The organism is Arthrobacter sp. UYNi723 (genome assembly GCF_054057635.1).
The window spans coordinates 209,154-233,446 of the sequence record NZ_JBSRZM010000002.1 but is presented as its reverse complement, the minus strand read 5'-3'; the positions used below and the strand labels follow the sequence as shown (position 1 = coordinate 233,446).

The following is a 24,293-nucleotide window of genomic DNA, read 5'->3' as shown; positions in this document are numbered from 1 at the left end:
CCCGGCCAGCTCCATCAGGTCGAACGAGCCCCAACTAGGTAGCACTAACTGTCGTTATGAGTCCTCAAAACGACACTTACTGCTACTCAGTTGGGGAGGGGCGGGTGGGTTTACCGGAACGCGCCGAGGCCCGTGATGTGTTGACCCAGCACGAGCATGTGGACCTCGTCGGTGCCCTCGTAGGTGCGGACTGATTCCAGGTTGGCTGCGTGCCGGAGCGGCGAATAGTCCAGCGTGATGCCGTTGCCGCCGAGGATGGAGCGGGCTTCCCGGGCGATCTTGATGGCCTCGCGCACGTTGTTCAGCTTGCCAAGCGAGATCTGCTCGGGCCGCAGCTTCTTTTCGTCTTTGAGGCGCCCCAGATAGAAGGCCAGCATGGTGCCCTTCTGGATCTCCAGCAGCATGTTCACGAGCTTTTGCTGGGTCAGTTGGTACCCGGCCAGCGGCTTGCCGAACTGCAGCCGGTCCTGGGAGTAGGCCAGGGCGGCTTCGTAGGAATCACGGGCGGCGCCCATGGCACCCCAGATGATCCCGTAGCGCGCCTCGTTCAGGCACGTAAACGGCCCGCGCAGGCCCATCGCAGCCGGCAGCATGGCCTCCGGTCCCAGCCGGACGCCGTCGAACACCACATCGCACTGGATGGAAGCGCGCATGGAGAGCTTCTGGGTGATGGGCGTTGCGGTCACGCCCGCCATACCGGCCGGCACCAGGAAGCCGCGGACGCCGTCATCGGTTTGGGCCCACACCACCATCACCCCGGCCACGGAGGCCAGTCCGATCCAGCGTTTGGCACCGTCCAGGACCCAGCCGGCGCTGTCCCCGGTGCCGTCGCGGCGGGCAAAAGTGGTCATGGAGGACGGGTCGGAGCCCGCTGTGGGTTCGGTCAGGGCGAAGCAGCCGATCACTTCACCGGCGGCCATCCGGGGGAGCCACTCCTGTTTCTGGTCCTCCGAACCCCATTTGTGGATGGCCGTCATGGCCAGGGACCCCTGCACCGAGACGAAGGTCCGGATCCCGGAATCGCCGGCCTCGAGTTCCATGGCGGCCAGGCCGTATTCGACGGCGGAGCGGCCGGGGCAGCCATAGCCTTCCAGGTGCATCCCCAGGACGCCCAGCTCGCCGAGTTCGGGGGCGAGCTCCAGCGGAAAGACGGCGTCGTCGTACCAGCGGGCGATGTTTGGCTTGATCCGCTGGTCCGTGAAGTCGCGGATCCGCTGCTGGAGTGCCCGCTCGTCAGCGCTCAGCAGCGCATTAAGCGCCAGGACGTCGGACGGGTCCGGTGTAAGGGGCAGTTCGGCGGTGACTCCAGCGTCGCTCATCTGTGTATCTTAGGCCGACGTCGGTGTGGCAGCCGCCGCCGTCGGCTTCCCGGTGAAGTATTCCCGCGTTGACGGCAGGAACCGGCAGACAACGGCCAGGACGACGCCCAGGGCCAGGAGCACCACGCCGCTGACAAACGCCCCGCCGACGCCGAAGATCTGGGTGTCACCGTAGGCCGGATCCCACATCTGGACGGCGGAAATGAAGAACGCCGCCGTGAGGATCAGTGCCCCGAGCAGCGGAAGGATGCCGCGGAACCAGAGGTTGCGGGCCGATTCCCGGAAGGTCCCCCGGAAATACCAGAAGCACGCGAGGCCCGTCAGCGCGTAGTAGAACGCGATAAACAGGCTGATGGCGCTGATGGAATCGGAGAGCAGGTTTTCGCTGAGGAAGCTCATGGCCACGTAGTACACCACGGCCGCTGCGCCCATGACCTGGGTGGAGAATCCGGGGGTCTGGTTGCGGGTATGGACTTCGCCGAACTTCGGCGGCAGCGCGCCGTGCACACCCATCGACAGTGTGCCGCGGGCCGTGGGCAGGATGGTGGTCTGCGTGGACGACAGGACCGAGGCCAGCACGGCCACCACAATCAGCCAGCCCCACGGACCCAGGACCACGTCCTTCATGGCCAGGAAGACGTCGGCCTGGTTCGCTTCGTTGCCCAGGCCGATGCCCTCGGTACCCACGGTGGCGTACATCATCACGAGCAGGGCCACCGAGACGTAGATGGCCACCAGGACAAAGGCTGAAATGACGGCGCCGCGCCCCGGCGTGGTGGTCGGGTTTTCGGTTTCCTCGTTCACGGCCAGGCAGGTATCCCAGCCCCAATAGATGAACAGGGCAAGGAGCGAACCGTGCACCACGGCGAAGGGGTCGGCGAAGGCACCGGCCGGGTTGAACCACTCAAAGTCGAACGCCTGGCCTTCGGGTGCCCCGCCCGCGATCCGCACTATGATGGCCAGCGCGAAGATGCCCAGTGAAACGTACTGCACGTAGGTCAGGACCCTCTGGACGTGTTCGCCCAGCCGGATGCCCCGGTAGTTCACCAAGGTCATAAAAACAATGAACAGCACGCCGGTGGCCGTGACCACCACCTTGTTTTCTGCCACTGAGCCGTCGCCGATCAGCAGCCACAGGTACTGTCCTGCCACCTGTGCCAGGTTGGCCAGGACCACGATGCCGGCCAGGGCAACACCCCAGCCGCCCACCCAGCCTGCCCAGGGACCGAACGCCCGGCGGGACCAGGTGAACGTGGTGCCGCAGTCCGGCATGGCGCTGTTCAGTTCACGGAAGGCGTAGGCGATGAACAGGACGGGGATGAACCCGAGGACCAGGATCAGGGGAGTGTAGGTTCCGTTCACGGCGACGATCAGGCCCAGCGTGGCGGCCAGCGAATACACGGGCGCCGTGGACGCGAGGCCCAGCATGACCGAGTCGCCGAGGTCCAGGATTCCCGCGTGGAGCCCCTTGGCGGGGACGGCACCGCCGGAGGGTCCGCCGGAACCGCCGCCCGCCGTCGTCGTCTCCGCACTCATACGGTCACCGGGCTCGGGAAGGTCAGGGGGATCATAGTGCGATACCTGCTTTGCTGGAGTGGGCCTGCGCTGAAAGCGGCGCCGGGGCGTCAATGGTGTTGGGCACAAAACGGCAGAAATAATCGGTGATGGGGCCGTCCGATTCCCGGATCCCGCAGCCCACGGACTCGCCGTCCACCACCCACAGGCCAAGGACGGGGTGGTTGCCGTCGAAGTCGGGCAGCGCACGGAACTGCTGGTAGCACCAGCCCTCACGGCCGTACCCGCCGGGCTGCTCCAGGCTTATGCCCGGGGCTTGGATCTTAATGTTGTCGCCTTCGCGCCCGTGCAGCGGCTTGGCCACCCATTCCTTCAGGGGCCCGGGCTCGTTGAGGTAGGCGGGCAGCAGGTTGGGGTGGTCCGGGTACAGGTGCCACAGCGCGGCCAGCAAGGCCTTGTTGGAGAGCAGCATCTTCCACGCCGGCTCCACCCAGCGGGGATTGTGTGCGCGCTGCAGCAGCCGGTGCCCGAACGGCTCCTTCATCATCAGCTCCCAGGGGTACAGCTTGAACATGGTGCTGATCATGAAGTTGTCCAGGTCCACAAAGCGGTTCAGGTTGGGATCCCAGCCGATATCGGACATGTTGATGCCGATGGTGGTCCAGCCCGCCTGGCTGGCCACGTCACGCATGTATCCGGCCGTCATCCAGTCCTCGCCGGACTCCTCAGCCTCGGAATGGGCTATGTGGAGCGTGCTCATGCCGGTGCGGTACTGCATCTTCTTCCACTGCCGGATCAGGGCCTCATGGATGCCGTTCCACTGGTCCTTTTCCGGGAACACGTCCTGCAGCCAGAACCACTGCGCGACGGCGGCCTCGATCAGGCCGGTGGGGGTGTCGGCGTTGTACTCCAGCATCTTGGCCGGTCCGCCCTGGCCGTCATAGATAAAGTCGAAGCGCCCGTAGACATCCATGTCCGCGGCCTGCAAAGACTCTGCCGCGAGCTCCAGTGCCTGCGGGCCGATGCCGATGTTCCCCATGGCGCCCGTGGCCAGGAACTTGGCTGCCTCCAGGCACATCTTGTGCATGTCCTCGGCCGTGACCTCCAGCGTCTCCACCTCGTCCATGGTGAATTCGTAGTAGGCGGCTTCGTTCCAGTATTCAATCCTCCGGCCGTTGGGCATGGTGGTGGTGGAGAAGACCAGGCCCTGCTCTTCGATCTTCTGCTTCCAGTCAGGCCTGGGCTCCGATAACAACCGCTTCACGCCTAGCCCCCCGTGCTTCCGCCCTTGGAGCTGCTGCCAAAGCCGCCCCTGCTGACCGTTCCGCCCTTGGTGCTGTACCCGGTGGATGCCTTGGCGCCGCTGGGGATGGTGCTGGTGTAGCTCGGATACGAGGACCGGTTCTGGCCCACCCCGGGAACGCTGGCGCCGCGGGAGTAGAAGTACCACGCGTAGAGCGCACCGCTGCGTCCGGCGGAGCTGTTGCACTGCGTGTCCTCCACGCGCTCGCCGGTTTCGTCGTTGAAACAGACCTGGGCGTAGTCGGCCTCATCCTGGTTGCTGGCCACAACGGCGGTGATGGTGCCGGCGAGGAGGGCCGTGACTCCCAACCCCACCACAACGGTCCGCCGCTGGGAACGTTTCTTGCGCGCGGCCGCATCATGGGTCTGGCGCTCGCGGTCCGGGGCGAAGGGATCAACCGTGGGAAGGGGTTGGTTCAGGAGTTCGGGACGCAGCTCCGGCTTGGGCACCTGCCACGGCGGCGGCTTCGGCGCCCCCTGGTCCTTGCCTTGACCGGTGCCCTTGTCCTTGGCCGGGTCTTTGTCCGGACCGTTGCCTTGGTCCTTTTCCGGGTCCATGACGTCCCCCTTGGTAGTCCATGCTGAATGTGGGCGCAGCTGTGCGCCGGAATCTCAATCCTGAAATCAGCGTAGTCTCTGCCCGGTCCGGCTGCGAGCACGAAACGGGTGAGAACTGCCCATCTCCGGTTCCAACGGTGGCTGTAACGCCGGGAACCCTACACTGGAGCCATGGAAACCGCATCAGTGCTAGCCGTCTGCCGTGTCCACCAGCTCCTTCCCGATGAAGGCAGCGTGGGAGTGACCGCCATCGATAAGCGGCCGGTGGAAGGTCCCGTCAAAGTCCACAAACTCGGCCTCCACGGTGACGTCCAGGCGGACCGGATCAACCATGGCGGGGAGGACCAAGCGATCTACGCCTACTCCCAGGAGGACGCGGACTATTGGGCCGGCGAGCTCCAGCGTGACCTTCCGCCGGGCATCTTTGGCGAAAACCTTCGCGTGGCCGGTATCGAAACCACCGGCGCCATCATCGGGGAGCGCTGGAAGATCGGGCTGGACGTGGAGCTGGAAGTCACGTCCCCGCGCACGCCCTGCGCTGCCTTCCAGCGGCGCATGGGCGAGCCCCGCTTCGTCAAGCGATTTACGGAGGCAGGGCGCGTGGGCGCCTACCTCAGGGTGATCCACACCGGCAGCATCCAGGCCGGCGACCACATCCACCGCATTTTTGTGCCCAAGCATGGAATCACCGTGGGCAAGTGGTTCACCGAGCCTGACCTGGAGTCCATGGAGGCATTGCGGGATGCCGACGCCGACCGCGAGATCCGCCTGCAGCAGCCCGAATTCAACCAAAAGTTCGAAGCCCTGATACGGCAATCAGGCCGATAACGGCCCGCTGGAGTGGCTGGCAGGGGAGCCATGTGCGCAAGCTCACCGCCGTCGTCGTCCGTTCAATTAGCCGCAAAGCGGATCTGTACCTTACACTTGAAATATCCCCCACTCCGGAAATCCCTTATTCCTGCCCAATTTTTGAGGCAGGACTGGCAAGTGTTGGGGCCCGCTATTGTGATGCGGGCATTTTCATAGGGAGAGCCGGCTAAAGAAAACGCTGTACAGACTGCTGGGATAGCAGCCAAGAGATGCAGCGGGAAGTCCTGCCACGGGATTGCGAAAGCGCCGGACTTCTAAGTGACCGGCCGGTCAATGTATGCCCGGCACCCACGGCACACGTACTGCGGCTCCGCTCACCTCGGGTTGTGCCGCCTGGCCCCCTATGGATGAGGAAATTTCCTATGCCTGAAAATCAGACCAACGACGAGACAGCTTTCACCGCCGAAGCAGTAACTGCCGAAACCGTCGCCGTCGAATTCACCGAGGCCGTTGCCCCCGCAGCAGAGCCCGCCGCCACTGAAGCTGAAGCCCCTGCCGCTCCCGCTGAAGAAGCCCCCGCCAAGGTCGAAGAAGCGCCTGCCGCTCAGACCGAGGCTCCTGCTGCCAAGGTCGAAGAAGCGCCCGTAGCGAAGACCGAAGACGCACCCGCCAAGGCTGAGGAAGCCGAAGAAGAAGACGAGGGCGTCAAGTTCGCCGATCTCGGCATCGACGGCCGCGTCCTCGCCGCCCTGATGGACGTCGGCTACGAAAAGCCTTCCCCCATCCAGGCAGCAACCATCCCGCTGCTGCTTGAAGGCCGCGACGTTGTGGGCCTCGCCCAGACCGGTACCGGTAAGACTGCAGCATTCGCAGTACCGGCACTGTCCCGCCTGGCCGAGCTCCACGACCTCAACGGCCCGTCCCGCAAGACGCAGGCCCTGGTCCTGGCCCCCACCCGCGAGCTCGCGCTCCAGGTTGCCGAGGCCTTCACCTCGTACGCCAAGCACATCGATGACTTCACCGTCCTCCCCGTCTACGGCGGCTCCGCTTACGGCCCCCAGCTCGCCGGCCTGCGCCGCGGTGCCCAGGTTGTTGTCGGTACTCCCGGCCGTGTGATCGACCACATCTCCAAGGGTTCCCTGGACCTGTCCGAGCTCCAGTACCTGGTGCTGGACGAGGCTGACGAAATGCTGCGCATGGGCTTCGCCGAAGACGTGGAGCAGATCTTCCAGCAGACCCCGTCGGACCGCCAGGTTGCACTGTTCTCGGCCACCATGCCGAGCCAGATCCGCCGCATGTCCAAGCAGTACCTGAACAACCCGGCCGAGATCTCGGTCAAGTCCAAGACCACCACCGGCGCCAACACCCGCCAGCGGTACCTGCAGGTTATGGGCCCGCACAAGCTTGACGCCCTGACCCGCATCCTCGAGGTTGAAGAGTTCGACGGCGTTATCGCCTTCGTGCGCACCAAGATGGCTACCGAGGACCTTGCTGACAAGCTGAAATCCCGCGGCTTCCAGGCTGCCGCCATCAACGGCGACATTCCGCAGCAGCAGCGCGAACGCACTGTCGAGGCGCTGAAGGAAGGCCGCATCGATATTCTGGTGGCCACCGACGTCGCGGCCCGTGGCCTTGACGTTGAGCGAATCAGCCACGTGGTCAACTACGACATCCCGCACGACACCGAGTCCTACGTCCACCGCATCGGCCGCACCGGCCGTGCTGGCCGTTCCGGCGACGCCATCCTGTTCATGACGCCGCGGGAGAAGTACCTGCTGCGTTCCATCGAAAAGGCAACCCGCCAGCCGGTGGAGCAGATGCACCTGCCCACGGCCGAGACCGTGAACACGCTCCGCCTGGGCAAGTTCGCCGAGCGCATCACGGAGACCCTCGAGTCCGAGGACGTTGCCGCGTTCCGCGACCTCATCTCCTCCTACGAGGAAGAGCACAACGTGCCGGCCTCGGAGATCGCTGCTGCTCTGGCCGTGATGGCCCAGGGCGGTCAGCCTCTGCTCGTCAAGGAACTGGCCGCAGCTCCCGATTTCCAGAAGCGCGAGCGCTCCAAGGACGGCTTCGGCTCACGTGGCCCGACCCGTACGCTCACCGAGGGCAACGCCACCTACCGGATCGCCGTCGGACGCCGCCAGCGCGTTATGCCGGGTTCCATCGTGGGCGCCATTGCCAACGAAGGCGGCATTTCCTCGGCCAACATCGGCGGCATCGACATCCGCGCCGACCACTCCCTCGTGGAGCTCCCGGCGGACCTCAGCGCCGACCAGCTGAAGGCACTGTCCCGCACCCGGATCGGCGGCGAGCTGATCCACCTCGAGCTGGACAACGGCCGCAAGCCCTCCGGCGACGGCGAGCGTGGCGGCTACCAGGGCAATCGTGGCGGTGGCGATCGCGGCGGCTACCAGGGCAACCGCGGCGGCGACCGTGGTGGTTACTCCGGCGGTGGCGACCGTGGTGGTTACTCCGGCGGCGGCGCCGGTGGCGGCGACCGTGGCGGCAACTTCAAGGGCAACGGCGGGTTCAAGAAGGAATTCCGCAAGACCGACGGCGAGCGTAGCTCCGCTGACCGCGGCGGCCGCTCCTTCAGCGACCGCAACGAGCGCAGCGTGGGCACCGACGCGGCACGCAAGCCGCGCACCGAAGGCGGCTTCAAGCCCCGCAACAAGTGGTAACCACCGCTTATTAAAGTGAACTGAGAACGGGCCGGCTTTCTGCCGGCCCGTTCTGCTTTAACTTTGCTGCTTAAGTTGGCTTCGTCACATCCCCGCCGGGATCCGTCCCCGAGCCGATTTATGGGCCGTCCAGAGGGCCTCGGAAGCCCGAATTTCCGGCACTTTTGGCGCCGCGGGCGTCGTTCTGGAGCCGATTTGTTGGTGACCAAATCTTCCGGTAGAGTATTTACTCGTTGCCCCCCTAGCTCAGTGGTAGAGCGCGTTCTTGGTAAGAACGAGGTCACCGGATCGATTCCGGTGGGGGGCTCTGGATGAGGGCCTGTGTCAAGGCGGTTTTTGACCGGCTTGGCGCAGGTTTTTCTCATTCGTGGCGGTGTAGCTCAGTTGGTTAGAGCGCACGACTCATAATCGTGAGGTCGGGAGATCGAGCCTCCCCACCGCTACAGGCTAAGCCCCCGGAATCCACGGATTCCGGGGGCTTTTCTGTTCCCCCGCACGACGGTGTGTTTGCGGCGGTGCGAGGCCGTGACAAGCGCTCCTTTTCGCCGTAGCTTTGCTGCACATGGCGATGGGGGATATCAGTGGACTTCTTCGGAACAATCATGGGTCCGTTCAATTGGATTGTGTCCGCCATCATGGTCGGAATCCATGACGTCCTGAGCACCATGGGCATGCCTGCGGCAAGCGGCTGGACGTGGACTTTGTCCATCATCGGCCTCGTGCTGATCATCCGTGCCGCCCTGATTCCGGTGTTCCTGCAGCAGGTCAAGGCCCAACGCCGGATGCGGCTCCTGCAGCCGGACCTGAAGAGGCTGCAGGAAAAGTACAAGGGCAAAAACGATCAGCTGTCCCGGCAGGCCATGGCCCAGGAACAGATGGCCCTCTACAAGGAACACGGGACCAACCCTCTGTCCGCCTGCCTGCCGATGCTCATCCAGGTGCCGTTCTTCTTCGCGCTCTTCCAAGTACTCTCCGGCATCCCAGCCGCAGCCAGGGAAGCCCACGGGATCGGAGCGATGACCCACGAACAGGCTGTGCAGTTCGACGAATCAAGTATTTTCCGCGCCCCGCTGTCAGCGTCCGTGCTGCACGGCAGTGGTGGCGACCCCGTGGCGGTCACATTGCTGACCATCCTGATGATCCTAGCCATGACGGCCGCACAGTTCATCACGCAACGACGGATTGTGGCCCGGACCGTGCCTGACGAAGCCGCAGACAATCCCCTCGCGCGCCAGCAGAAGGTGATCATGTATATCCTGCCGCTCGTCTTCGGTGTGGGCGGCGTCCTCTTCCCGATCGGCGTCCTGATCTACTGGACCACCACCAACCTCTGGACCATGGCGCAGCAGTTCACCATCAAATGAAAGGTGAGGTTTCGACGCTAACGGCCGCCCGAAGCACTGAAACCTCACCCCTCACCGCAGGGCAGGCACCGCGCGGCCGCTACAGCCTACCCATCCGGCCCCGCCCAGGGGCACAATGGGCCGCATGGGCCAGCTCATCTACTCAGCAATCGCGTCACTGGACGGATACGTCGCGGACCGCAACGGAAACTTCAGCTGGAGCGAGCCGGACGCGGAAGTCCATACGTTCGTCAATGATCTCGAACGCGATGTGGGCACCTACCTTTTCGGCCGCCGCATGTACCAGGTCATGTCTGCGTGGGAAACCTTCGATACGCCCGATCAGCCGGACTACATCCGGGACTTCGCGCGGATCTGGCAAGAGGCAGACAAAGTTGTCTACTCCACCACTCTCAACGCCGTATCCACGGCCAAGACCAGGATCGAGCGGACCTTTGTTCCCGACGCCGTCCGGGACCTCAAGAACGCCACGGACGCGCACATCAGCATCAGTGGCCCCACGCTGGCCGCTGCCGCGCTCCGGGCCGGGCTGGTGGAGGAATGCCGCGTGTTCCTCAATCCGGTGGCCGTGGGAGGAGGCCTGCGCTTCCTGCCGGACGGGCTGGGCCTGCGGCTGGAACTCCTCGAAGAGCACACCTTTGGAAACGGCGTGGCCTACCTCCGCTACCGCACACGGGCATAAGGAGCAGAATGGGGGCATGACCAGCATCGTTATCATTGGCGGCCACGGCAAAGTGGCCCTCCACCTGTCCACGCTTCTTACAACCGAAGGTCACAGTGTCACGTCGATCATCCGCAACCCGGACCATGCCGCTGACGTCGCGGCTACCGGTGCTACGCCGTCGGTCCTGGACGTTGAGAATTCGACGACGGCGGCAATTGCCGACGCACTCAGGGGCCATGACGCCGTGGTCTGGTCCGCCGGGGCCGGGGGAGGAAGCCCGGAACGCACTTATGCGGTGGACCGGGACGCGGCCATCCGGTCGATGGACGCGGCGGCGGAGGCCGGCGTCGGGCGTTATGTGATGGTGTCCTACTTGGGCGCGGGGCCGGACCATGGCGTCCCGGCGGAGAACAGCTTCTTTGCCTATGCGGACGCAAAAGCGGCGGCGGATGAGTACCTGCGCGGCACTTCACTGGCCTGGTCCATCCTGGGTCCGGGGACGCTGACGGATCAGCCGGGGACAGGGCTGATCGAAGTGGACCCCGGAACGGACGGCAGCGGGGCAACCTCCCGCAGCAACACGGCTAGTGTGGCCGCCGCGGTGCTTGACCTGCCCGAAACGGCGGGGAGGACCATCGAATTCCGTGACGGCACACTCCCGATTGCCGCCGCCCTGGAGCCGCAGCCGTAGCCGAGGGGCAGGCCGCGCCGTTGGAGCACGCAGCTTAGTCCGGAACCGCGAGCTCCAGGTCCAGGGTGTTCTTTTCCACGTAGTCGAGGGCGCACCGCACGGCTCCCACGGTCACGATTGAATCGCCCAAGGGCGAGACCGCCACCCGCGGGGGAGTGACGGTGTACTTGGTCAGGTGCCTGGCGATCGGCTCGAGCAGCACGCCGGCGGAGTTCGCTACGGCCCCGCCAATGACCACGAGTTCGGGGTTGATGATGGTGGCCACGGCCCCGATCACCCGGGCCATCCTGTCGGCCAGCCGTTCCAGGATCTTCAGCGCCACTGCATCGCCGTCCGCGGCGGCCGCGAAGACGTGCTCTGCTTCCGCGCCGCTGGCGGCGTAGTCCCGGAGCGACGTCTTGGCCTTGCCCGCGAGCGCCTCTGCGGCCCATCTCCTGGCCAGTGCGGCGATACCGTACGTATCTCCCACGCCCTCCAGCATGTCGAGGAAGGCAAGCTCGCCGGCGCCTCCGCCGCCGCCGTGCAGCAGGCGTCCGCCGTCGATCACGCCCGACCCGAGGCGCTCACTCGCGAGGATGACCACGACGTCGTCCACGCCGGCAGCGGCGCCGCGCCAGCGGTCGCCCAGGGCGGCCAGGTTCGCATCGTTTTCCAGCAGCACGGTCCAGCCCCGCCGGTCCCGCAGCGCGGCCTTCAGGCCGACGTCGAACAGTCCCCAGAAGTGCTGCGTCACCAGCACCTCGCCGTTACGGTCCACTGGCGCCGCAATGCCGGCGCAGACCGCCAGAACGGAATCGGGGGAGGCTCCCACGCTGTGGAGGGCCATCATGGCGGTGCGGTCAATGACGGCGATGCGTTCCTCGGCCGGGATGTCTGCTTCCGAGAAGGGCTGGCTGGACCTGCCGAGGGCCTTTCCGCGAAGGTCGGACACCACCACGGTGGCCTTCGAGACACCCACGTCCATGCCCAGAACGTAGCCTGCGCGCTCGTTGAGTTCGAACCGACGTGCCGGCCGGCCTTTCTGGTAGCCGCCGAAGGCCCGCTGGTTTTCCAGCTCCCGGATCCAGCCTCGGTGCATGAGGTCCTCGCACACGGATATGGCCGTGGCCCGGGTCAGTCCGGTGGCTTCCATAACGTCGGTGACCGTTACGGCCTGCGACGCGCGCATAAAATCCAGGACGGCTCCGGCACTCACGCGCCTGAGTAGCTGGGGCGTTGCGACGGAAATTTCGGACATGGTGTTGACCCCCTGTGTTCTACACCACATAATACTTGAGAAACTAAATTTAGATTCCAAATAAACAATGCTTAGCCAGGTGGGCCGGACGGCCGCCGACCACCGGCCTTCTCCAAGTCCTTCATTCAGCCTTTGCAAAGGAGCAACCATGAACCGCATCCCGAAGCACTGCCCGCCTTCACCACAGACCCCTCCCCGCCACTCCCGTACGTCGGCCCAGGCGCTGTGAACGGCGTCATGGCCGCAACACTGCCCAGCAGGCGCTCGCTGTTCCGGGCGGCCGGCCTGGCCGGCGCAGCCGCCTTCCTTCCCCTCACCGGCTGCGCCGCCGGCACAGGGCAACAGTCCGGCGTCACCACCCTGCGGTTTATGCAGAACAAGCCCGAGGTGGTGGACTACTTCAACCAGGTGATCAAGGACTTCGAAGCACTGAACCCGGATCTCCGGGTCATCCAGGACTTCAACGAGGGCAACTTCGTCCCCGGCCTGGTCCGCAACGATCCGCCCGACGTCGTGACCCGGGGATTCGCGACCGAAACGGCTGAGTTCGTCCGGAAGGGAATCTTCGCCGACCTGTCCGGCCTTCCCGTGGCCGAGACCATCGATCCGAAGTTCCAGGACCTGATCAATTCCTGGGGTCAGTACGGGAACGAAACCAGCGCCCTGCCGTTCTCCATTGCCGCGGCCGGGGTCATCTACAACCGGGACATCTTCACAGCCCACGGTGTGGCTGTTCCAACCACATGGGACGCCTTCATAGCCGCCTGCGAGACCTTCAAGGCAGCAGGAATCACGCCGATCTACGGGACGTTCAAGGACGCCTGGACCCTCCGCCAGGGTGCCTTCGACTACGTCACCGGCGGAATGCTGGACGTCGGCGGGTTCTTCAAGGACCTGATGGCCAAGGGGGCCAACATCCCGCAGTCCGCCCCCGAGTCATTCGGCAATCACTACCGCTCCTCGCTGCCAAAAATCCTGCAGCTTGCGTCCTACTCACAGAACGGGGCGGCCAGCAAGAACTACTCTGACGGAAATGCCGCCTTCGGCAAGGGCCAGGCCGCCATGTATCTGCAGGGGCCGTGGGCGCTCTCCCAGCTGGTTCAGGCCAACAAGGACATCAAGCTGGGCACCTTTCCGCTGCCGGTCACCAACGACCCGGACCAGACCAAGGTGCGCGTCAACGTGGACATGGCGCTCTCCATCACGCGCAACACGCGTAAGCGGGCCGCTGCGGAGAGATTCCTCAACTACCTGCTGGAACCGTCCGTGGTGAACACGTACAACGGGAAGAACGCAGCCTTCTCGCCACTGATAGGCGCCCCTGCCGTGAGCAATCCCCATCTCAGCGGAGTTGCCACCCACGTGGGCGAAGGCCGCTACTACCAAGGCGCCGGAACGTATTTCCCGCCGTCGGTCCCCATGAACAACTACATTCAGTCCTTCGTCTTCAACAAGAACGGTGAACAGTTCCTGACCACCGTCGACGCCGAATGGCGCCGCGTCGCAGAGCGGACCGCGGTCTGATGCCCACCACGATTCCAGGAGCCCCCATGTCCGCAACGTCCCTGGCGGCCGAGACAGCCCCGTCCCCGAGAAAGGACCCGTCCCCCGCGCCAGCTGTCCCGTCCAAGCGCCGGATCGACCCCACCTACTACTGGATGGTGGTGCCGGTCCTGGCACTCTTCGCCTTCTTCATCACCCTGCCAGCGCTGGTTGGTGTGTTCTTCAGCCTCACCAACTACGCAGGCTACGGTGACTGGAAGTTCATCGGCCTGTCCAACTACGTCAACATCTTCAAGGACCCGGCAATCCTGCAGTCCTACATCTTCACGTTCGTCTTTGCCCTGACCACCACCGCGGTGGTAAATATCGTGGCACTGGCCATCGCCCTTGGACTGAATGCGAAAATCAAGTGGCGCACCGGTATCCGTACCGTGTTCTTCATCCCCATGGTGCTCTCAGCCCTGGTGGTGTCGTTTGTCTTCAACTACCTGTTCTCCAACACCCTGCCGGTGCTCGCTGAACGGTTCGGCTTAACGCCGTTTGCCACCAGCATCCTGGCCAACGAAAACCTCGCCTGGCTGGCCATTGTCCTGGTCACGGTGTGGCAGGCCGCGCCCGGGGCGACCATCATTTACCTCGCGGGTCTCCAGAGCGTGCCCGCCGAAGTCTACGAAGCCGCGGACCTGGACGGAGCAAGCAGTTTCCGGCAGTTCCTCAGCCTCACCCTGCCCCTCATCCTCGGTTATCTCGTCATCAATGTGATCCTCGGCTTCAAGGGATTCCTGGGGACCTACGAGATCATCGTGGGCCTCACAGGCGGCGGACCCGGCATGGCGACGCAGTCAGTGGCGATGCGTATCTTCTCCGGCTTCACCGGCGGGGACTACTCCTACCAGATGGCCAACGCGGTCATCTACTTCCTGATCACCTTGCTGATCTCCGTCATCCAGCTCCGCCTCATCCAGCGCCGGGGGGTATCCCTGTAATGACCTCATCACTACTTCCGCAGCGCGGAGTCCGAGTTCTCACAAAGCGAGTCTCCAGCCGCGAAGGCTTCAGGATTAACTGGTGGCTCACCGCCCTGATGCTGGTGGCCTCGCTGACTGTCCTGCTGCCGCTGTACTTCACCGTGGCCATGGCGCTGAAAACGCCGGACCAGATCGGCACCGGGACCGGTCTTGCCTGGCCGAACCCGCTGAACTGGGAGAACTTCGCAGACGCATATGTTGCCACGAACTTCCCCCGGGCCTTTATGTCCACGGCATTCGTCACCGTCTTCAGCGTCCTGGGCTCGTTGGCCTGCAGCTCGCTGGTGGCCTACGCCATCGCGCGGAACTGGAACCACCGCTTCTTCCGCGGTTCCTTTGTGTACCTCCTGTCCGCCATGTTCATCCCGTTTCCGGTGATCATCCTTCCCCTGATCAAGCAGACAGCACTCCTTGGCCTGGACAACCCGGCCGGCGTCGTTTTCCTGCACGTGCTGGGCGGAATCTCGTTCAACGCGCTGCTGTACATCGCCTTCGTCCGCTCCATTCCAGTGGAACTGGAGGAATCGGCCCGGATGGACGGTGCCACCACCTGGCAGGTGTTCCGCAAGATCATCTTTCCGCTGCTGGCTCCGATGAACGCCACAGTAGGCATCTTCGCGTTCCTGGGTTCGTGGAACGACTTCCTGCTGCCGCAGATGATGATCGCCGACCCGGCCCTGCAGACCCTCCCCGTGGTCCAAATGCTGTTCCAGGGCGAGTTCAACACCAACTACAGCCTCGCGTTCGCGTCCTACCTGATGGCCATGGCACCCACATTGGTGGTTTACATCCTGGCCCAACGTTGGGTACTGTCCGGAGTCATGCGCGGGGCCGTTAAATAGCCAACCTGTCCACCCAGCAAGAACAACCCAAACAAGAGAAAAGGATCATCCTTTGCCCACCACTGCCACGCTGGCAACCCTGTCCGATTCCGACCGTCTGGCCGATCCCAACTGGTGGCGCCAGGCCGCGGTCTACCAGATCTATCCGCGCAGCTTCGCCGATTCAAACGGTGACGGCATGGGTGACATCAAAGGCATTACGGCCAAGGTCCCGTACCTCACGGAACTGGGGATCGACGCCGTATGGCTCAGCCCGTTCTACCCGTCGGCCCTGGCCGACGGCGGCTACGATGTGGACGACTACCGCGACGTGGACCCCAAGCTGGGCACGCTGGCGGACTTCGACGAGATGGCCAAGGCGCTGCACGCCGCCGGCATCAAGCTGATCGCCGACATCGTCCCCAACCACTCCTCGAACCGGCACGAATGGTTCAAGGAGGCGCTCGCCTCGCCGAAGGGTTCCGCCGCGCGTGAGCGCTACATCTTCCGTGACGGCAAAGGACTCAACGGCGAATTCCCGCCGTCGGACTGGGACTCCGTCTTCGGCGGACCGGCCTGGGAACGCATCACCGAGCCGGACGGCACCCCCGGCCAGTGGTACATGCACATCTTCGCCAAGGAGCAGCCGGACCTGAACTGGTCCAGCCGGGAGGTCCGCGATGACTTCCTCAAGACCCTGCGCTTCTGGTCCGACCGCGGCGTGGATGGCTTTCGTGTGGACGTGGCCCATGCCCTCACCAAGGATCTCACCGAGCCGCTGCTCTCCAAGCTGGAGCTGACCGAGGCCAACTCGGGGACGGACGGGTTCGACGACGGTTCGCACCCCTTCTGGGACCGGGACGACGTCCACGACATCTACCTCGAATGGCGCGAAGTCTTCAACGAGTACAACCCGCCCCGCACCGCCGTCGCCGAAGCATGGGTGCACGCTACCCGCCGTGCCCGCTACGCCAGCCCGGAGGGCCTGGGCCAGGCCTTCAACTTCGACCTGCTGCAGGCCGACTTCGGTGCCGAGGATTTCCGCGAAATCATCACCCGCAACCTCGCCGAAGCAGCCGCGACCGGCGCGTCCTCCACCTGGGTTTTCTCCAACCACGACGTCGTCCGGCATGCCACGCGCTATGGCCTGCCCAAGGCGTCCAAGGGCAAGAAGCACGCCAAGGGCCAGGACGGGAAGGGCTGGCTGCTGGCCGGCGGCCCCAAGGAGGAACTCGACGTGGACCTTGGCGAGCGCCGTGCCCGCGCCGCCACCCTGCTGATGCTCGCTGTGCCCGGCTCGGCCTACCTGTACCAGGGCGAGGAACTGGGCCTGCAGGAAGTGGCGGAGATTCCGGACTCCGAGCGCCAGGATCCCGCGTTCTTCCGGAACAGGGGCGTTGAGGTGGGCCGTGATGGCTGCCGGGTGCCCCTGCCCTGGAAGGTTGAAGGGACCTCCTTCGGCTTTGGCGACGGCGGCGCGCACCTGCCGCAGCCGGACTGGTTCAGCAAGTACGCGGTGGAGGCGCAGGACGGCGCCGAAAACTCGACCCTGGAGCTGTACCGCACGGCCCTGAAGCTGCGCCGCGAACTGCAGGCCGGCGAGGAGCTGGAGTGGGTGGAGACCGGCAACCCGGAGGTCCTGCACTTCCGCCGCCCCGGTAGCTGGCAGTCCGTTACCAACTTCGGGGACGCCGCCGTCGAACTGCCGGCAGGAACGCTGCTGGTGAGCAGCTCTCCGCTGGAGGAGGGCAAGCTGCCGGCGAACAGTACCGCCTGGCTGCGCTGATGCAGGAACTCATTTACGGCTGCATGGGCCTGGGCGGCAGCTGGTCCGACGAGCCGCACGGAACCGACCATGTGGACGAGGCCGCCGCCGCCGTCGAGGCCGCGCTGGACGCAGGCATCACGCTGTTCGATCACGCGGACATTTACCGCAGCGGCAAGTCAGAAGCGGTGTTCGGCGAAGTCCTCTCGGCAACGCCCGGGCTGCGTGACCGGGTCCGGCTGCAGACCAAGTGCGGGATCCGGCTCAACGAACGCGGGCTGGCCACGCACTATGACCTCAGCCGGGAATCCATCCTGGAACGGGTCGACGGCAGCCTGAAGAGGCTGCAGACGGACTTCGTGGACGTGCTCCTGTTGCACCGCCCCGATCCGCTGACGGACGTTGCGGAGGTGGCGGCTGCCGTCGGGCAGTTGCTGGCCGAAGGCAAGGTGCGGCAGATTGGCGTGTCCAACATGTCCGGCGCGCAGATCGAGGCGTTGCAGGAGCGGCTTGAGGTGACGGTGGTGGCGAACCAGCTGGAGATGAGCTTGCTGAAGCGGGCCTGGCTGGAGAGCCAGGTCCTGGTGAACCATCCGGAGTCGCTGGACTACAGCTTCCCGCACGGGACCTTGGAGTACTGCAGCAGCAATGGCGTTACCGTCCAGGCTTACGGTGCGCTCGCGCAGGGGCTGTACACCGGGGCAGTTCCGGAAAGTCCGACGGCGGCGGAGACTGCCGCGGCCGCGATGGTTGCGGAGCTTGCCAGTGAGTACGGCACCACGGGGGAGGCCGTCCTCCTGGGGTGGCTGATGAAGCATCCGGCTGGCATTGCGCCCGTGATCGGCACCGTGAATCCGGCGAGAATCGCGGCCTGCGCGGACGCCGCCCGCGTGGCGGAGGCCATGACCCGGGCCGACTGGTACGGGCTGTGGATTGCGGCACGGGGCAGCAACCTCCCCTGAGGGAGGTCAGAGGGTTGCCAGAAGCCCGGCCACGTAATCAAGTGCACCCGGAACCAGGGAGTAATAGGCCCAGGTTCCGCGTTTTTCGCGGTGCAGGAGCCCGGCGTCCACCAGGATTTTTAGGTGGTGGGAGACTGTGGGCTGGCCCAGGTCCAGGGGATCGGTCAGGTCGCATACGCAGGATTCGCCGGAGGACTCGGCCTTAACGATGGACAGCAGCCGCAGCCGGTTCGGGTCGGCCAGGGCTTTGAAGACCAGGGACTTCTGCTTGGCCTCATCCGCGCCCAAGGAGGGTTGTCCTGCCGGTGTACAGCAGGCTTCTTCCGTACTCGGCTCAAGGGTGGGGAGCGCGTTCATGTACCCATTATGCCTGAATATTGACCAGCATCAATGTATAAATCCTGCCGTTCGACCCGGAAGTGGCCACACTCCGGAGACTGACCTGCCGGCCTGGTCTAGGCGCTGGTCTTTTCCGACGGGCGCGGAAGAACGACGTCGTCCGCGTTGCGCGCCGCGGAGGGGAACAGGATGACGAGGAGCCCCAGGCCTACTGCCGCTCCCGTCAGCTGCGCCAGGAAGAATCCGGGAACGGAGCCTGGTGCGATGCCGGCGAAGGTGTCGCTGAAGATGCGGCCGACCGTCACGGCGGGGTTCGCAAACGACGTCGAGGACGTGAACCAGTACGCGGCGCCAATGTAGGCGCCCACGGCCGGAGCCGCGAGGACGCCCCGTTTCGTGGCGGCCAGGGCGAAGATCAGCAGGACGAGTCCTGCGGTGGCGACGACTTCACCCAGCAGGTGCCCGGTGGTGGCACGGTCCTTGACCGAGATGGAGGTTCCCACCTCAAACATGGCGTTCGCGAGCACACTGCCGCCGATTGCACCAACGGTTTGGGCAACCACGTATGTGCCGAGGTCCGGCAGGGGCAGTCCGGTTCCGCTGCGCCTGCCCAGGGCCCAGTCCACGAGCGAGACCACAGGATTGAAGTGCGCGCCGCTGACGGGTCCGAGTATGAGGATCAGTACGGTCAAACCCAGGACGGTGGCGGTGCTGTTCTGGAGCAACTGCAGGCCGACGTCGTTCGGAGAGAGTTGCTGTGCCGCGATCCCGGAGCCGACGACGATGGATACGAGCAGGCCGGTGCCGAGGAGTTCGGCGACGGCGCGGCGCCACAGCGGCGGCTGATGTGAAGTCATACCAACAGCTTGACGCAAGAAATTAACTCAGTCAAAATTGAACCAATGAATACTGACCCAGTTGAGGACTTTCAGGCGCGGGTCGCAAAACATGCCGCCCTCGCAGATCCCGCGCGGCTACGCATTGTGGACTTGCTGACGCTGGGGGATCTTGCCCCTATAGAGCTTCAAGCTGAGCTCGGGATGCCCTCTAATCTGCTGTCCCACCACCTGCGCGCGTTGGAGGGTGCCGGCCTGACGACCCGTCACCGCTCAGAAGCGGACAGGCGGCGCAGCTACTTCCGGCTTGCCGCCGGGGCGCTCGAAGGGCTGGTGCCGGGAGCTGAGTATGGGGCCAGTCGTGTCCTCTTCGTGTGCACACGGAACAGCGCCCGGTCGCAACTGGCCGCCGCGCTCTGGAACCAGATCAGCGGAATCCCCTCGATCTCGGCCGGAACTCATCCCGCGGACAGTATTGCCCGGGGGGCCATTGATGTAGCCCGCCGCCACGGCGTCGCTCTCGCGGATGTTTCCCCGCGCCGGCTGGATGAAGTGGGGCGCGATGAAGACTTCGTCGTGACTGTGTGCGACAACGCCCACGAGGAACTCCCCGGCCTTCGGGGTATCCACTGGTCTGTCCCGGATCCGCTGCGACTGAACACCAGGGACGCCTTTGAGGGCGCCTTTACTGACATCTTCCATCGCGTCCAAGACCTCGCGCCCCGCCTGCGCGCTGCCTGATATTCCACCGGATCCAAATATTGACAATCATCAATATACTGCCTGATACTGCATACATCGACACATATCAATGTTCTGATTCCAGGAGAAACACGTGAGCACCGAAACCGCCAAGAAGCCCTCCGTCCTTTTTGTCTGCGTCCACAATGCCGGCCGTTCCCAGATGGCCGCTGCCTTCCTCACCACGCTGTCCAAGGGCGGGATCGAGGTCCGTTCCGCCGGTTCCCAGCCTGCGGATAAGGTCAACCCGGCCGCCGTCGAGGCCATGGCCGAGCTCGGCATTGACATGTCTGCCGAGATCCCCAAGGTCCTCACCACCGAGGCCGTCAAAGAGTCCGACGTCGTGATCACGATGGGTTGCGGCGACGAATGCCCTTACTTCCCCGGCAAGCGCTACGAGGACTGGGTCCTGGAGGATCCGGCTGGCCAGGGCGTCGACTCCGTCCGCCCTATCCGTGACGAGATCAAGACCCGCATCGAAGGACTCATCGAGTCCCTGATCCCGGCCGCCAAGTAACCCCCAAATCCGCATTTTCGAATCCCAGGAGAGACCTTCGTGAGCACCGAACAGTTGATCATCATCGGCTCCGGCCCTGCCGGCTACACGGCCGCCATTTACGCCGCCCGCGCCGGACTCACTCCGCTGGTCCTGGCCGGCTCGGTCACCGCCGGCGGTGCTTTGATGAACACCACCGAGGTGGAGAACTTCCCGGGCTTCCCGGGCGGTATCCAGGGCCCCGAGCTGATGGACGGGCTGCAGGAACAGGCCGAAAAGTTCGGCGCCCGCATAGTGTTCGACGACGTCACAGAAGTCACGCTGGCAGGCCACCTCAAGCGCGTGGTCACCGGATCCGGCGGAACCCATGAAGCACCCGCCGTCATCCTGGCCACCGGCTCCGCGTACAAGGAGCTGGGCCTGCCCGAGGAGAAGAAGTTCAGCGGCCACGGCGTGTCGTGGTGCGCCACCTGCGACGGCTTCTTCTTCCGCGAACAGGACATCATCGTGGTCGGCGGCGGCGACTCCGCGATGGAGGAAGCGACCTTCCTGACGCGGTTCGGGAAGTCCGTGACCGTCGTCGTCCGCAAAGGCGAACTCCGGGCCTCCCGCATCATGGCCCAGCGAGCCAAGGACAACCCCAAGATCAGCTTCGCGTGGAACTCCGCCATCACGGCAATCCACGGTGATGCCAAAGTCACCGGCGTCACCCTCACCGATACCCGCACCGGGGAGACCCGCGAACAGTCCGCCACCGGGATCTTCGTGGCCATCGGTCACCTGCCGCGAACCGAACTCGTCGCCGGACAGGTTGACCTGGATGCCGAGGGCTACATCAAGGTCGACTCGCCCACCACCGTCACCAACCTCACCGGCGTCTTCGCCTGCGGGGACGCCGTGGACCACCGCTACCGCCAGGCGATCACGGCAGCCGGCACCGGCTGCGCCGCGGCCCTCGACGCCGAACGCTACCTCGCCGCACTGGACGACGCGGACAGTATCGCCACAGCACTGGTCGAAGAGCCGATCCACGCCTGACCACCGGGAAACCCGGACCGCCACCCCAACGGATGAAACAGAGGCCAGCATGGATCCAGTGAAGAACTTTCCCGTCGCAGTCATCGGCGCAGGCCCCATTGGACTCGCCACCGCGGCCCACCTGCTCGAACGTGGCCTCGAACCGCTGATCTTCGAAGCAGGCCCGACGGCGGGATCCGCCATCGAACAGTGGCGCCACATCCGGCTGTTCTCACCCTGGCGGTTCAACCTCGACGCCGCGGCCGTGCGTTTGCTGGACGACACCGGCTGGGAAACCCCTCGACTGACAGCACTGCCGTACGGCGGGGAACTGATCGACAATTACCTCGCCCCGCTGGCTGCGATCCCCGCGGTCGCCTCCCGGCTCCTGACCGGCGCCCGTGTCCTGTCAGTGACCCGGCAGGGCATGGACAAGACCCACACGCGTAACCGCGAGACCACACCCTTTACGGTCCGGGTCGAACACGAGCACGGCGAGGTCCGCGACCACACGGTGGCCGCCGTCATTGACGCTTCCGGCACCTGGTCCACCCGCAACCCGCTTGGAACCTCCGGTCTGCCCGCCATCGGCGAAAATACGGCCGACGACCGGATCTCGTCTCCGCTGCCGGACGTCACAGGGCGGGACCGTGCCACCTTCGCGAATCGTCGCGTCCTGGTCGTGGGGGCCGGGCACTCGGCCGCGAACACACTGATCAATCTGGCAGACCTCGCCAAGGAAGAGCCCGGAACCACCATCCTGTGGGCCGTGCGCGGAGGATCCGCCGAAAGGGTCTACGGCGGCGGAGACGCTGACGGCCTGCCCGCCCGCGGCCAACTGGGATCCCGGCTCCGCCGACTCGTTGAGGCGGGAACCATCGAACTGCGCACAGGCTTCGGGATCGCCTCCCTCAAAACACTGGATTCCGGGGTCACCGTCGAAGCCGTCGACGGACGCACCCTGGACGCCGACGTCATCATCCCTTGCACAGGCTTCCGGCCGGACTTGGACATCCTGCGCGAGCTCCGGCTCAACCTTGATGCCGCCGTCGAGGCCCCGGTCGAGCTCGGTCCGCTGATCGACCCCGAATTCCATTCCTGCGGCACGGTCCAGCCGCATGGCGCCAAGCTTCTCGCCCACCCGGAAAAGGACTTCTACATCGTCGGCATGAAGTCCTATGGCCGTGCCCCGACCTTCCTGCTGGCTACCGGCTACGAACAGGTCCGATCCGTCGCCGCAGCGCTCGCCGGCGACCAGGCCTCAGCGGATACTGTCCACCTGGAACTGCCCGAAACCGGGGTCTGCTCCACCGACGGCGGCACCAGCTGCGACGTCCCCGCGGCTTCAACAGCAGACACTGACGGATCGGCGGAGGGCGGCTGTTGCGCCGCCCCGGAGCCGGTCCTCGTTGGATTCCCCACCGGGCTGGCTCACGGCCGCTCCGGGGAACACTGACCACAACCAACCACGACGCACCGTTCCGGACGCACGCCAAGGGAGTATTGCCATGACCGAATACCAGAAAACGACGCTGGGATTGCAGGACAATACTGAAATTCTGCACCGGATCAGCGAACGCCTCGCCGAGCGTTTCACCGGGGTCTTCGCCGTCGAGACGGTCGAACGATACGTCTTCGAGTCCTACACAGCCTTGGCCCGGACAGCGAAAATCAGCGCTTACCTGCCTGCCACCACGGAACACTTCGCCAACGACCGGCTGGCCGCCCTGGCCAAATCCAAAGGATCGGTGGTCTCCGAGGTCCCGGAGGTCCTGTTCGTTTGCGTGCAGAACGCCGGCAGGTCACAGATGGCTGCCGCGCTGCTCAACGTTGAAGCCAAGGGCAGGATCCGCGTCCGGTCGGCAGGCTCCATGCCGGCAGCTGAGCTGGATCCAACCGTTGTGACTGTAATGTCCGAAATGGGCTTGGACCAGGGCAAGGACTATCCGAAGCCGCTCACGGACGACGTCGTGCGGGCATCTGACGTCGTCATCACCATGGGCTGCGGGGATTCCTGCCCGATCTACCCCGGGAAACGCTACGAAGACTGGGACCTCACCGACCCCGCCGGTCAGTCCCTGGAGACGGTCCGGGTCATTCGCGACGAAATCCAGGCGCGCATCGAAACCCTCGTCGGCTCACTCCTGGCCGCAGAACAGAAAGAAGACACCAACTCATGACCGAAAGCACCAAGACTCCGCGCATCCTGTTCGTTTGCAGCAAGAACGGCGGCAAATCCCAACTGGCGGCCGGTCTCATGCGGGATCTCGCCGGGGACGACGTCACCGTTTACTCGGCAGGCACCAAGCCGGGCAGCACGCTGAACAACGAGGCCGTGGAATCCCTGAACGAACTCGGCATCAACATCACGGGGGAGTACCCCAAGGCCGTCACTGATGAGGTGCTTGACGCCGTCGACGTCGTTATTGTGCTGGGCACCGAAGCCAAGCTCGAAGCCCGCGAAGGCACCCGCTTCGAAACCTGGGAAACCGACGAACCTTCCACCCGGGGCATCGAAGGCACCGAACGCATGCGTCTCGTCCGCGACGACATCAACACCCGCGTCCGGAAGCTGTACGCGGAACTCACAGGCAACTGAGCCTGCCGGATCCCGGTCGTATCTGTATTGTTCGGCACGTCC

23 protein-coding genes and 2 tRNA genes are annotated in these 24,293 nt (G+C 64.8%); 18 read left to right on the top strand and 7 right to left on the bottom strand.

The annotated features are described in order from the left end of the window. Nucleotides 1-110: 110 nt before the first annotated feature. The 4 genes from ACVWY0_RS03000 to ACVWY0_RS02985 are packed head-to-tail and all read right to left on the bottom strand — an operon-like array spanning nucleotide 111 to nucleotide 4,694. Complete coding sequence (locus ACVWY0_RS03000) at nucleotides 111-1,319, bottom strand: acyl-CoA dehydrogenase family protein (RefSeq protein WP_485835351.1); 1,209 nt, start codon at nucleotides 1,317-1,319, stop codon at nucleotides 111-113. A 9-nt stretch (nucleotides 1,320-1,328) separates the two neighbouring features. Beyond that, the gene (locus tag ACVWY0_RS02995; RefSeq protein WP_485835350.1) at nucleotides 1,329-2,855 is read right to left on the bottom strand and encodes an APC family permease; all 1,527 of its coding nucleotides are present in this window, start codon (nucleotides 2,853-2,855) and stop codon (nucleotides 1,329-1,331) included. A gap of 31 nt (nucleotides 2,856-2,886) precedes the next feature. Beyond that, nucleotides 2,887-4,098, bottom strand: a complete 1,212-nt coding sequence (locus ACVWY0_RS02990; protein ID WP_485835349.1) for a glutathionylspermidine synthase family protein — start codon at nucleotides 4,096-4,098, stop codon at nucleotides 2,887-2,889. Nucleotides 4,099-4,100: 2 nt separating this feature from the next. After that, complete coding sequence (locus ACVWY0_RS02985) at nucleotides 4,101-4,694, bottom strand: Tat pathway signal protein (RefSeq protein ID WP_485835348.1); 594 nt, start codon at nucleotides 4,692-4,694, stop codon at nucleotides 4,101-4,103. A gap of 171 nt (nucleotides 4,695-4,865) precedes the next feature. On the opposite strand from ACVWY0_RS02985, the gene ACVWY0_RS02980 reads away from it, so the two are divergent. The 7 genes from ACVWY0_RS02980 (at nucleotide 4,866) to ACVWY0_RS02950 (ending at nucleotide 10,907) form a co-directional block, all read left to right on the top strand. Next, a complete protein-coding gene (locus ACVWY0_RS02980; protein ID WP_485835347.1) occupies nucleotides 4,866-5,522 on the top strand; it encodes an MOSC domain-containing protein in 657 nt (218 codons plus the stop codon). 404 nt (nucleotides 5,523-5,926) lie between these two features. Next, a complete protein-coding gene (locus ACVWY0_RS02975; protein WP_485835346.1) occupies nucleotides 5,927-8,188 on the top strand; it encodes a DEAD/DEAH box helicase in 2,262 nt (753 codons plus the stop codon). Between the two features lie 235 nt (nucleotides 8,189-8,423). Then, a tRNA-Thr gene (locus tag ACVWY0_RS02970) sits at nucleotides 8,424-8,495 on the top strand. A gap of 62 nt (nucleotides 8,496-8,557) precedes the next feature. Next, a tRNA-Met gene (locus ACVWY0_RS02965) sits at nucleotides 8,558-8,631 on the top strand. A gap of 138 nt (nucleotides 8,632-8,769) precedes the next feature. Further along, the gene (gene yidC, locus ACVWY0_RS02960; RefSeq protein WP_485835345.1) at nucleotides 8,770-9,552 is read left to right on the top strand and encodes a membrane protein insertase YidC; all 783 of its coding nucleotides are present in this window, start codon (nucleotides 8,770-8,772) and stop codon (nucleotides 9,550-9,552) included. A gap of 124 nt (nucleotides 9,553-9,676) precedes the next feature. Next, nucleotides 9,677-10,234, top strand: coding sequence for a dihydrofolate reductase family protein (locus ACVWY0_RS02955; protein ID WP_485835344.1), 558 nt, complete (start codon nucleotides 9,677-9,679; stop codon nucleotides 10,232-10,234). Nucleotides 10,235-10,250: 16 nt separating this feature from the next. Further along, a complete protein-coding gene (locus ACVWY0_RS02950; RefSeq protein ID WP_485835343.1) occupies nucleotides 10,251-10,907 on the top strand; it encodes an SDR family oxidoreductase in 657 nt (218 codons plus the stop codon). 34 nt (nucleotides 10,908-10,941) lie between these two features. On the opposite strand, the gene ACVWY0_RS02945 is transcribed toward ACVWY0_RS02950, so the two are convergent. After that, on the bottom strand, nucleotides 10,942-12,144 hold the full coding sequence (locus ACVWY0_RS02945) for an ROK family transcriptional regulator (RefSeq protein ID WP_485835342.1): 1,203 nt from the start codon (nucleotides 12,142-12,144) through the stop codon (nucleotides 10,942-10,944). Nucleotides 12,145-12,381: 237 nt separating this feature from the next. On the opposite strand from ACVWY0_RS02945, the gene ACVWY0_RS02940 reads away from it, so the two are divergent. The 5 genes from ACVWY0_RS02940 to ACVWY0_RS02920 are packed head-to-tail and all read left to right on the top strand — an operon-like array spanning nucleotide 12,382 to nucleotide 18,223. Beyond that, the gene (locus tag ACVWY0_RS02940) at nucleotides 12,382-13,668 is read left to right on the top strand and encodes an ABC transporter substrate-binding protein (protein ID WP_485835341.1); all 1,287 of its coding nucleotides are present in this window, start codon (nucleotides 12,382-12,384) and stop codon (nucleotides 13,666-13,668) included. Nucleotides 13,669-13,694: 26 nt separating this feature from the next. Next, a complete protein-coding gene (locus tag ACVWY0_RS02935; RefSeq protein WP_485835340.1) occupies nucleotides 13,695-14,633 on the top strand; it encodes a carbohydrate ABC transporter permease in 939 nt (312 codons plus the stop codon). Beyond that, the gene (locus ACVWY0_RS02930; RefSeq protein ID WP_485835339.1) at nucleotides 14,633-15,517 is read left to right on the top strand and encodes a carbohydrate ABC transporter permease; all 885 of its coding nucleotides are present in this window, start codon (nucleotides 14,633-14,635) and stop codon (nucleotides 15,515-15,517) included. Before ACVWY0_RS02935 ends, ACVWY0_RS02930 begins: the two co-directional genes overlap by 1 nt. Before the next feature lie 52 nt (nucleotides 15,518-15,569). Continuing rightward, nucleotides 15,570-17,282 carry a glycoside hydrolase family 13 protein gene (locus ACVWY0_RS02925; RefSeq protein ID WP_485835338.1) on the top strand — a complete coding sequence of 571 codons (1,713 nt, stop codon included), beginning with the start codon at nucleotides 15,570-15,572 and terminating at the stop codon, nucleotides 17,280-17,282. After that, complete coding sequence (locus ACVWY0_RS02920) at nucleotides 17,282-18,223, top strand: aldo/keto reductase (RefSeq protein ID WP_485835337.1); 942 nt, start codon at nucleotides 17,282-17,284, stop codon at nucleotides 18,221-18,223. Before ACVWY0_RS02925 ends, ACVWY0_RS02920 begins: the two co-directional genes overlap by 1 nt. Before the next feature lie 6 nt (nucleotides 18,224-18,229). Here the strand turns inward: ACVWY0_RS02920 and ACVWY0_RS02915 are convergent, their stop codons facing one another. Further along, nucleotides 18,230-18,580 carry an ArsR/SmtB family transcription factor gene (locus tag ACVWY0_RS02915; RefSeq protein WP_485835336.1) on the bottom strand — a complete coding sequence of 117 codons (351 nt, stop codon included), beginning with the start codon at nucleotides 18,578-18,580 and terminating at the stop codon, nucleotides 18,230-18,232. A 98-nt stretch (nucleotides 18,581-18,678) separates the two neighbouring features. Beyond that, on the bottom strand, nucleotides 18,679-19,419 hold the full coding sequence (locus tag ACVWY0_RS02910) for an aquaporin (RefSeq protein ID WP_485835335.1): 741 nt from the start codon (nucleotides 19,417-19,419) through the stop codon (nucleotides 18,679-18,681). Between the two features lie 45 nt (nucleotides 19,420-19,464). On the opposite strand from ACVWY0_RS02910, the gene ACVWY0_RS02905 reads away from it, so the two are divergent. From ACVWY0_RS02905 to ACVWY0_RS02880, 6 genes are all read left to right on the top strand, one after another. After that, nucleotides 19,465-20,139 carry an arsenate reductase/protein-tyrosine-phosphatase family protein gene (locus ACVWY0_RS02905; protein WP_485835334.1) on the top strand — a complete coding sequence of 225 codons (675 nt, stop codon included), beginning with the start codon at nucleotides 19,465-19,467 and terminating at the stop codon, nucleotides 20,137-20,139. A gap of 94 nt (nucleotides 20,140-20,233) precedes the next feature. Next, the gene (locus ACVWY0_RS02900; RefSeq protein WP_485835333.1) at nucleotides 20,234-20,656 is read left to right on the top strand and encodes an arsenate reductase ArsC; all 423 of its coding nucleotides are present in this window, start codon (nucleotides 20,234-20,236) and stop codon (nucleotides 20,654-20,656) included. A 39-nt stretch (nucleotides 20,657-20,695) separates the two neighbouring features. Next, nucleotides 20,696-21,673 (top strand): thioredoxin-disulfide reductase, encoded by a 978-nt coding sequence (gene trxB / locus ACVWY0_RS02895; protein ID WP_485835332.1) that lies wholly within the window; start codon nucleotides 20,696-20,698, stop codon nucleotides 21,671-21,673. 49 nt (nucleotides 21,674-21,722) lie between these two features. Then, on the top strand, nucleotides 21,723-23,108 hold the full coding sequence (locus ACVWY0_RS02890) for an FAD-dependent oxidoreductase (protein ID WP_485835331.1): 1,386 nt from the start codon (nucleotides 21,723-21,725) through the stop codon (nucleotides 23,106-23,108). 52 nt (nucleotides 23,109-23,160) lie between these two features. Continuing rightward, complete coding sequence (locus ACVWY0_RS02885; protein ID WP_485835330.1) at nucleotides 23,161-23,832, top strand: arsenate reductase ArsC; 672 nt, start codon at nucleotides 23,161-23,163, stop codon at nucleotides 23,830-23,832. Further along, nucleotides 23,829-24,251 (top strand): arsenate-mycothiol transferase ArsC, encoded by a 423-nt coding sequence (locus ACVWY0_RS02880; RefSeq protein WP_485835329.1) that lies wholly within the window; start codon nucleotides 23,829-23,831, stop codon nucleotides 24,249-24,251. Before ACVWY0_RS02885 ends, ACVWY0_RS02880 begins: the two co-directional genes overlap by 4 nt. Nucleotides 24,252-24,293 lie beyond the last annotated feature (42 nt).

What these genes read in the sequence shown, in the direction of transcription:
- ACVWY0_RS03000 (WP_485835351.1), bottom strand. Translation starts at nt 1,319, where the DNA reads ATGAGCGACGCTGGAGTCACCGCCGAACTGCCCCTTACACCGGACCCG.
- ACVWY0_RS02995 (WP_485835350.1), bottom strand. Translation starts at nt 2,855, where the DNA reads ATGAGTGCGGAGACGACGACGGCGGGCGGCGGTTCCGGCGGACCCTCC.
- ACVWY0_RS02985 (WP_485835348.1), bottom strand. Translation starts at nt 4,694, where the DNA reads ATGGACCCGGAAAAGGACCAAGGCAACGGTCCGGACAAAGACCCGGCC.
- ACVWY0_RS02980 (WP_485835347.1), top strand. Translation starts at nt 4,866, where the DNA reads ATGGAAACCGCATCAGTGCTAGCCGTCTGCCGTGTCCACCAGCTCCTT.
- ACVWY0_RS02975 (WP_485835346.1), top strand. Translation starts at nt 5,927, where the DNA reads ATGCCTGAAAATCAGACCAACGACGAGACAGCTTTCACCGCCGAAGCA.
- ACVWY0_RS02955 (WP_485835344.1), top strand. Translation starts at nt 9,677, where the DNA reads ATGGGCCAGCTCATCTACTCAGCAATCGCGTCACTGGACGGATACGTC.
- ACVWY0_RS02950 (WP_485835343.1), top strand. Translation starts at nt 10,251, where the DNA reads ATGACCAGCATCGTTATCATTGGCGGCCACGGCAAAGTGGCCCTCCAC.
- ACVWY0_RS02945 (WP_485835342.1), bottom strand. Translation starts at nt 12,144, where the DNA reads ATGTCCGAAATTTCCGTCGCAACGCCCCAGCTACTCAGGCGCGTGAGT.
- ACVWY0_RS02940 (WP_485835341.1), top strand. Translation starts at nt 12,382, where the DNA reads ATGGCCGCAACACTGCCCAGCAGGCGCTCGCTGTTCCGGGCGGCCGGC.
- ACVWY0_RS02935 (WP_485835340.1), top strand. Translation starts at nt 13,695, where the DNA reads ATGTCCGCAACGTCCCTGGCGGCCGAGACAGCCCCGTCCCCGAGAAAG.
- ACVWY0_RS02930 (WP_485835339.1), top strand. Translation starts at nt 14,633, where the DNA reads ATGACCTCATCACTACTTCCGCAGCGCGGAGTCCGAGTTCTCACAAAG.
- ACVWY0_RS02920 (WP_485835337.1), top strand. Translation starts at nt 17,282, where the DNA reads ATGCAGGAACTCATTTACGGCTGCATGGGCCTGGGCGGCAGCTGGTCC.
- ACVWY0_RS02915 (WP_485835336.1), bottom strand. Translation starts at nt 18,580, where the DNA reads ATGAACGCGCTCCCCACCCTTGAGCCGAGTACGGAAGAAGCCTGCTGT.
- ACVWY0_RS02910 (WP_485835335.1), bottom strand. Translation starts at nt 19,419, where the DNA reads ATGACTTCACATCAGCCGCCGCTGTGGCGCCGCGCCGTCGCCGAACTC.
- ACVWY0_RS02905 (WP_485835334.1), top strand. Translation starts at nt 19,465, where the DNA reads ATGAATACTGACCCAGTTGAGGACTTTCAGGCGCGGGTCGCAAAACAT.
- ACVWY0_RS02890 (WP_485835331.1), top strand. Translation starts at nt 21,723, where the DNA reads ATGGATCCAGTGAAGAACTTTCCCGTCGCAGTCATCGGCGCAGGCCCC.
- ACVWY0_RS02885 (WP_485835330.1), top strand. Translation starts at nt 23,161, where the DNA reads ATGACCGAATACCAGAAAACGACGCTGGGATTGCAGGACAATACTGAA.
- ACVWY0_RS02880 (WP_485835329.1), top strand. Translation starts at nt 23,829, where the DNA reads ATGACCGAAAGCACCAAGACTCCGCGCATCCTGTTCGTTTGCAGCAAG.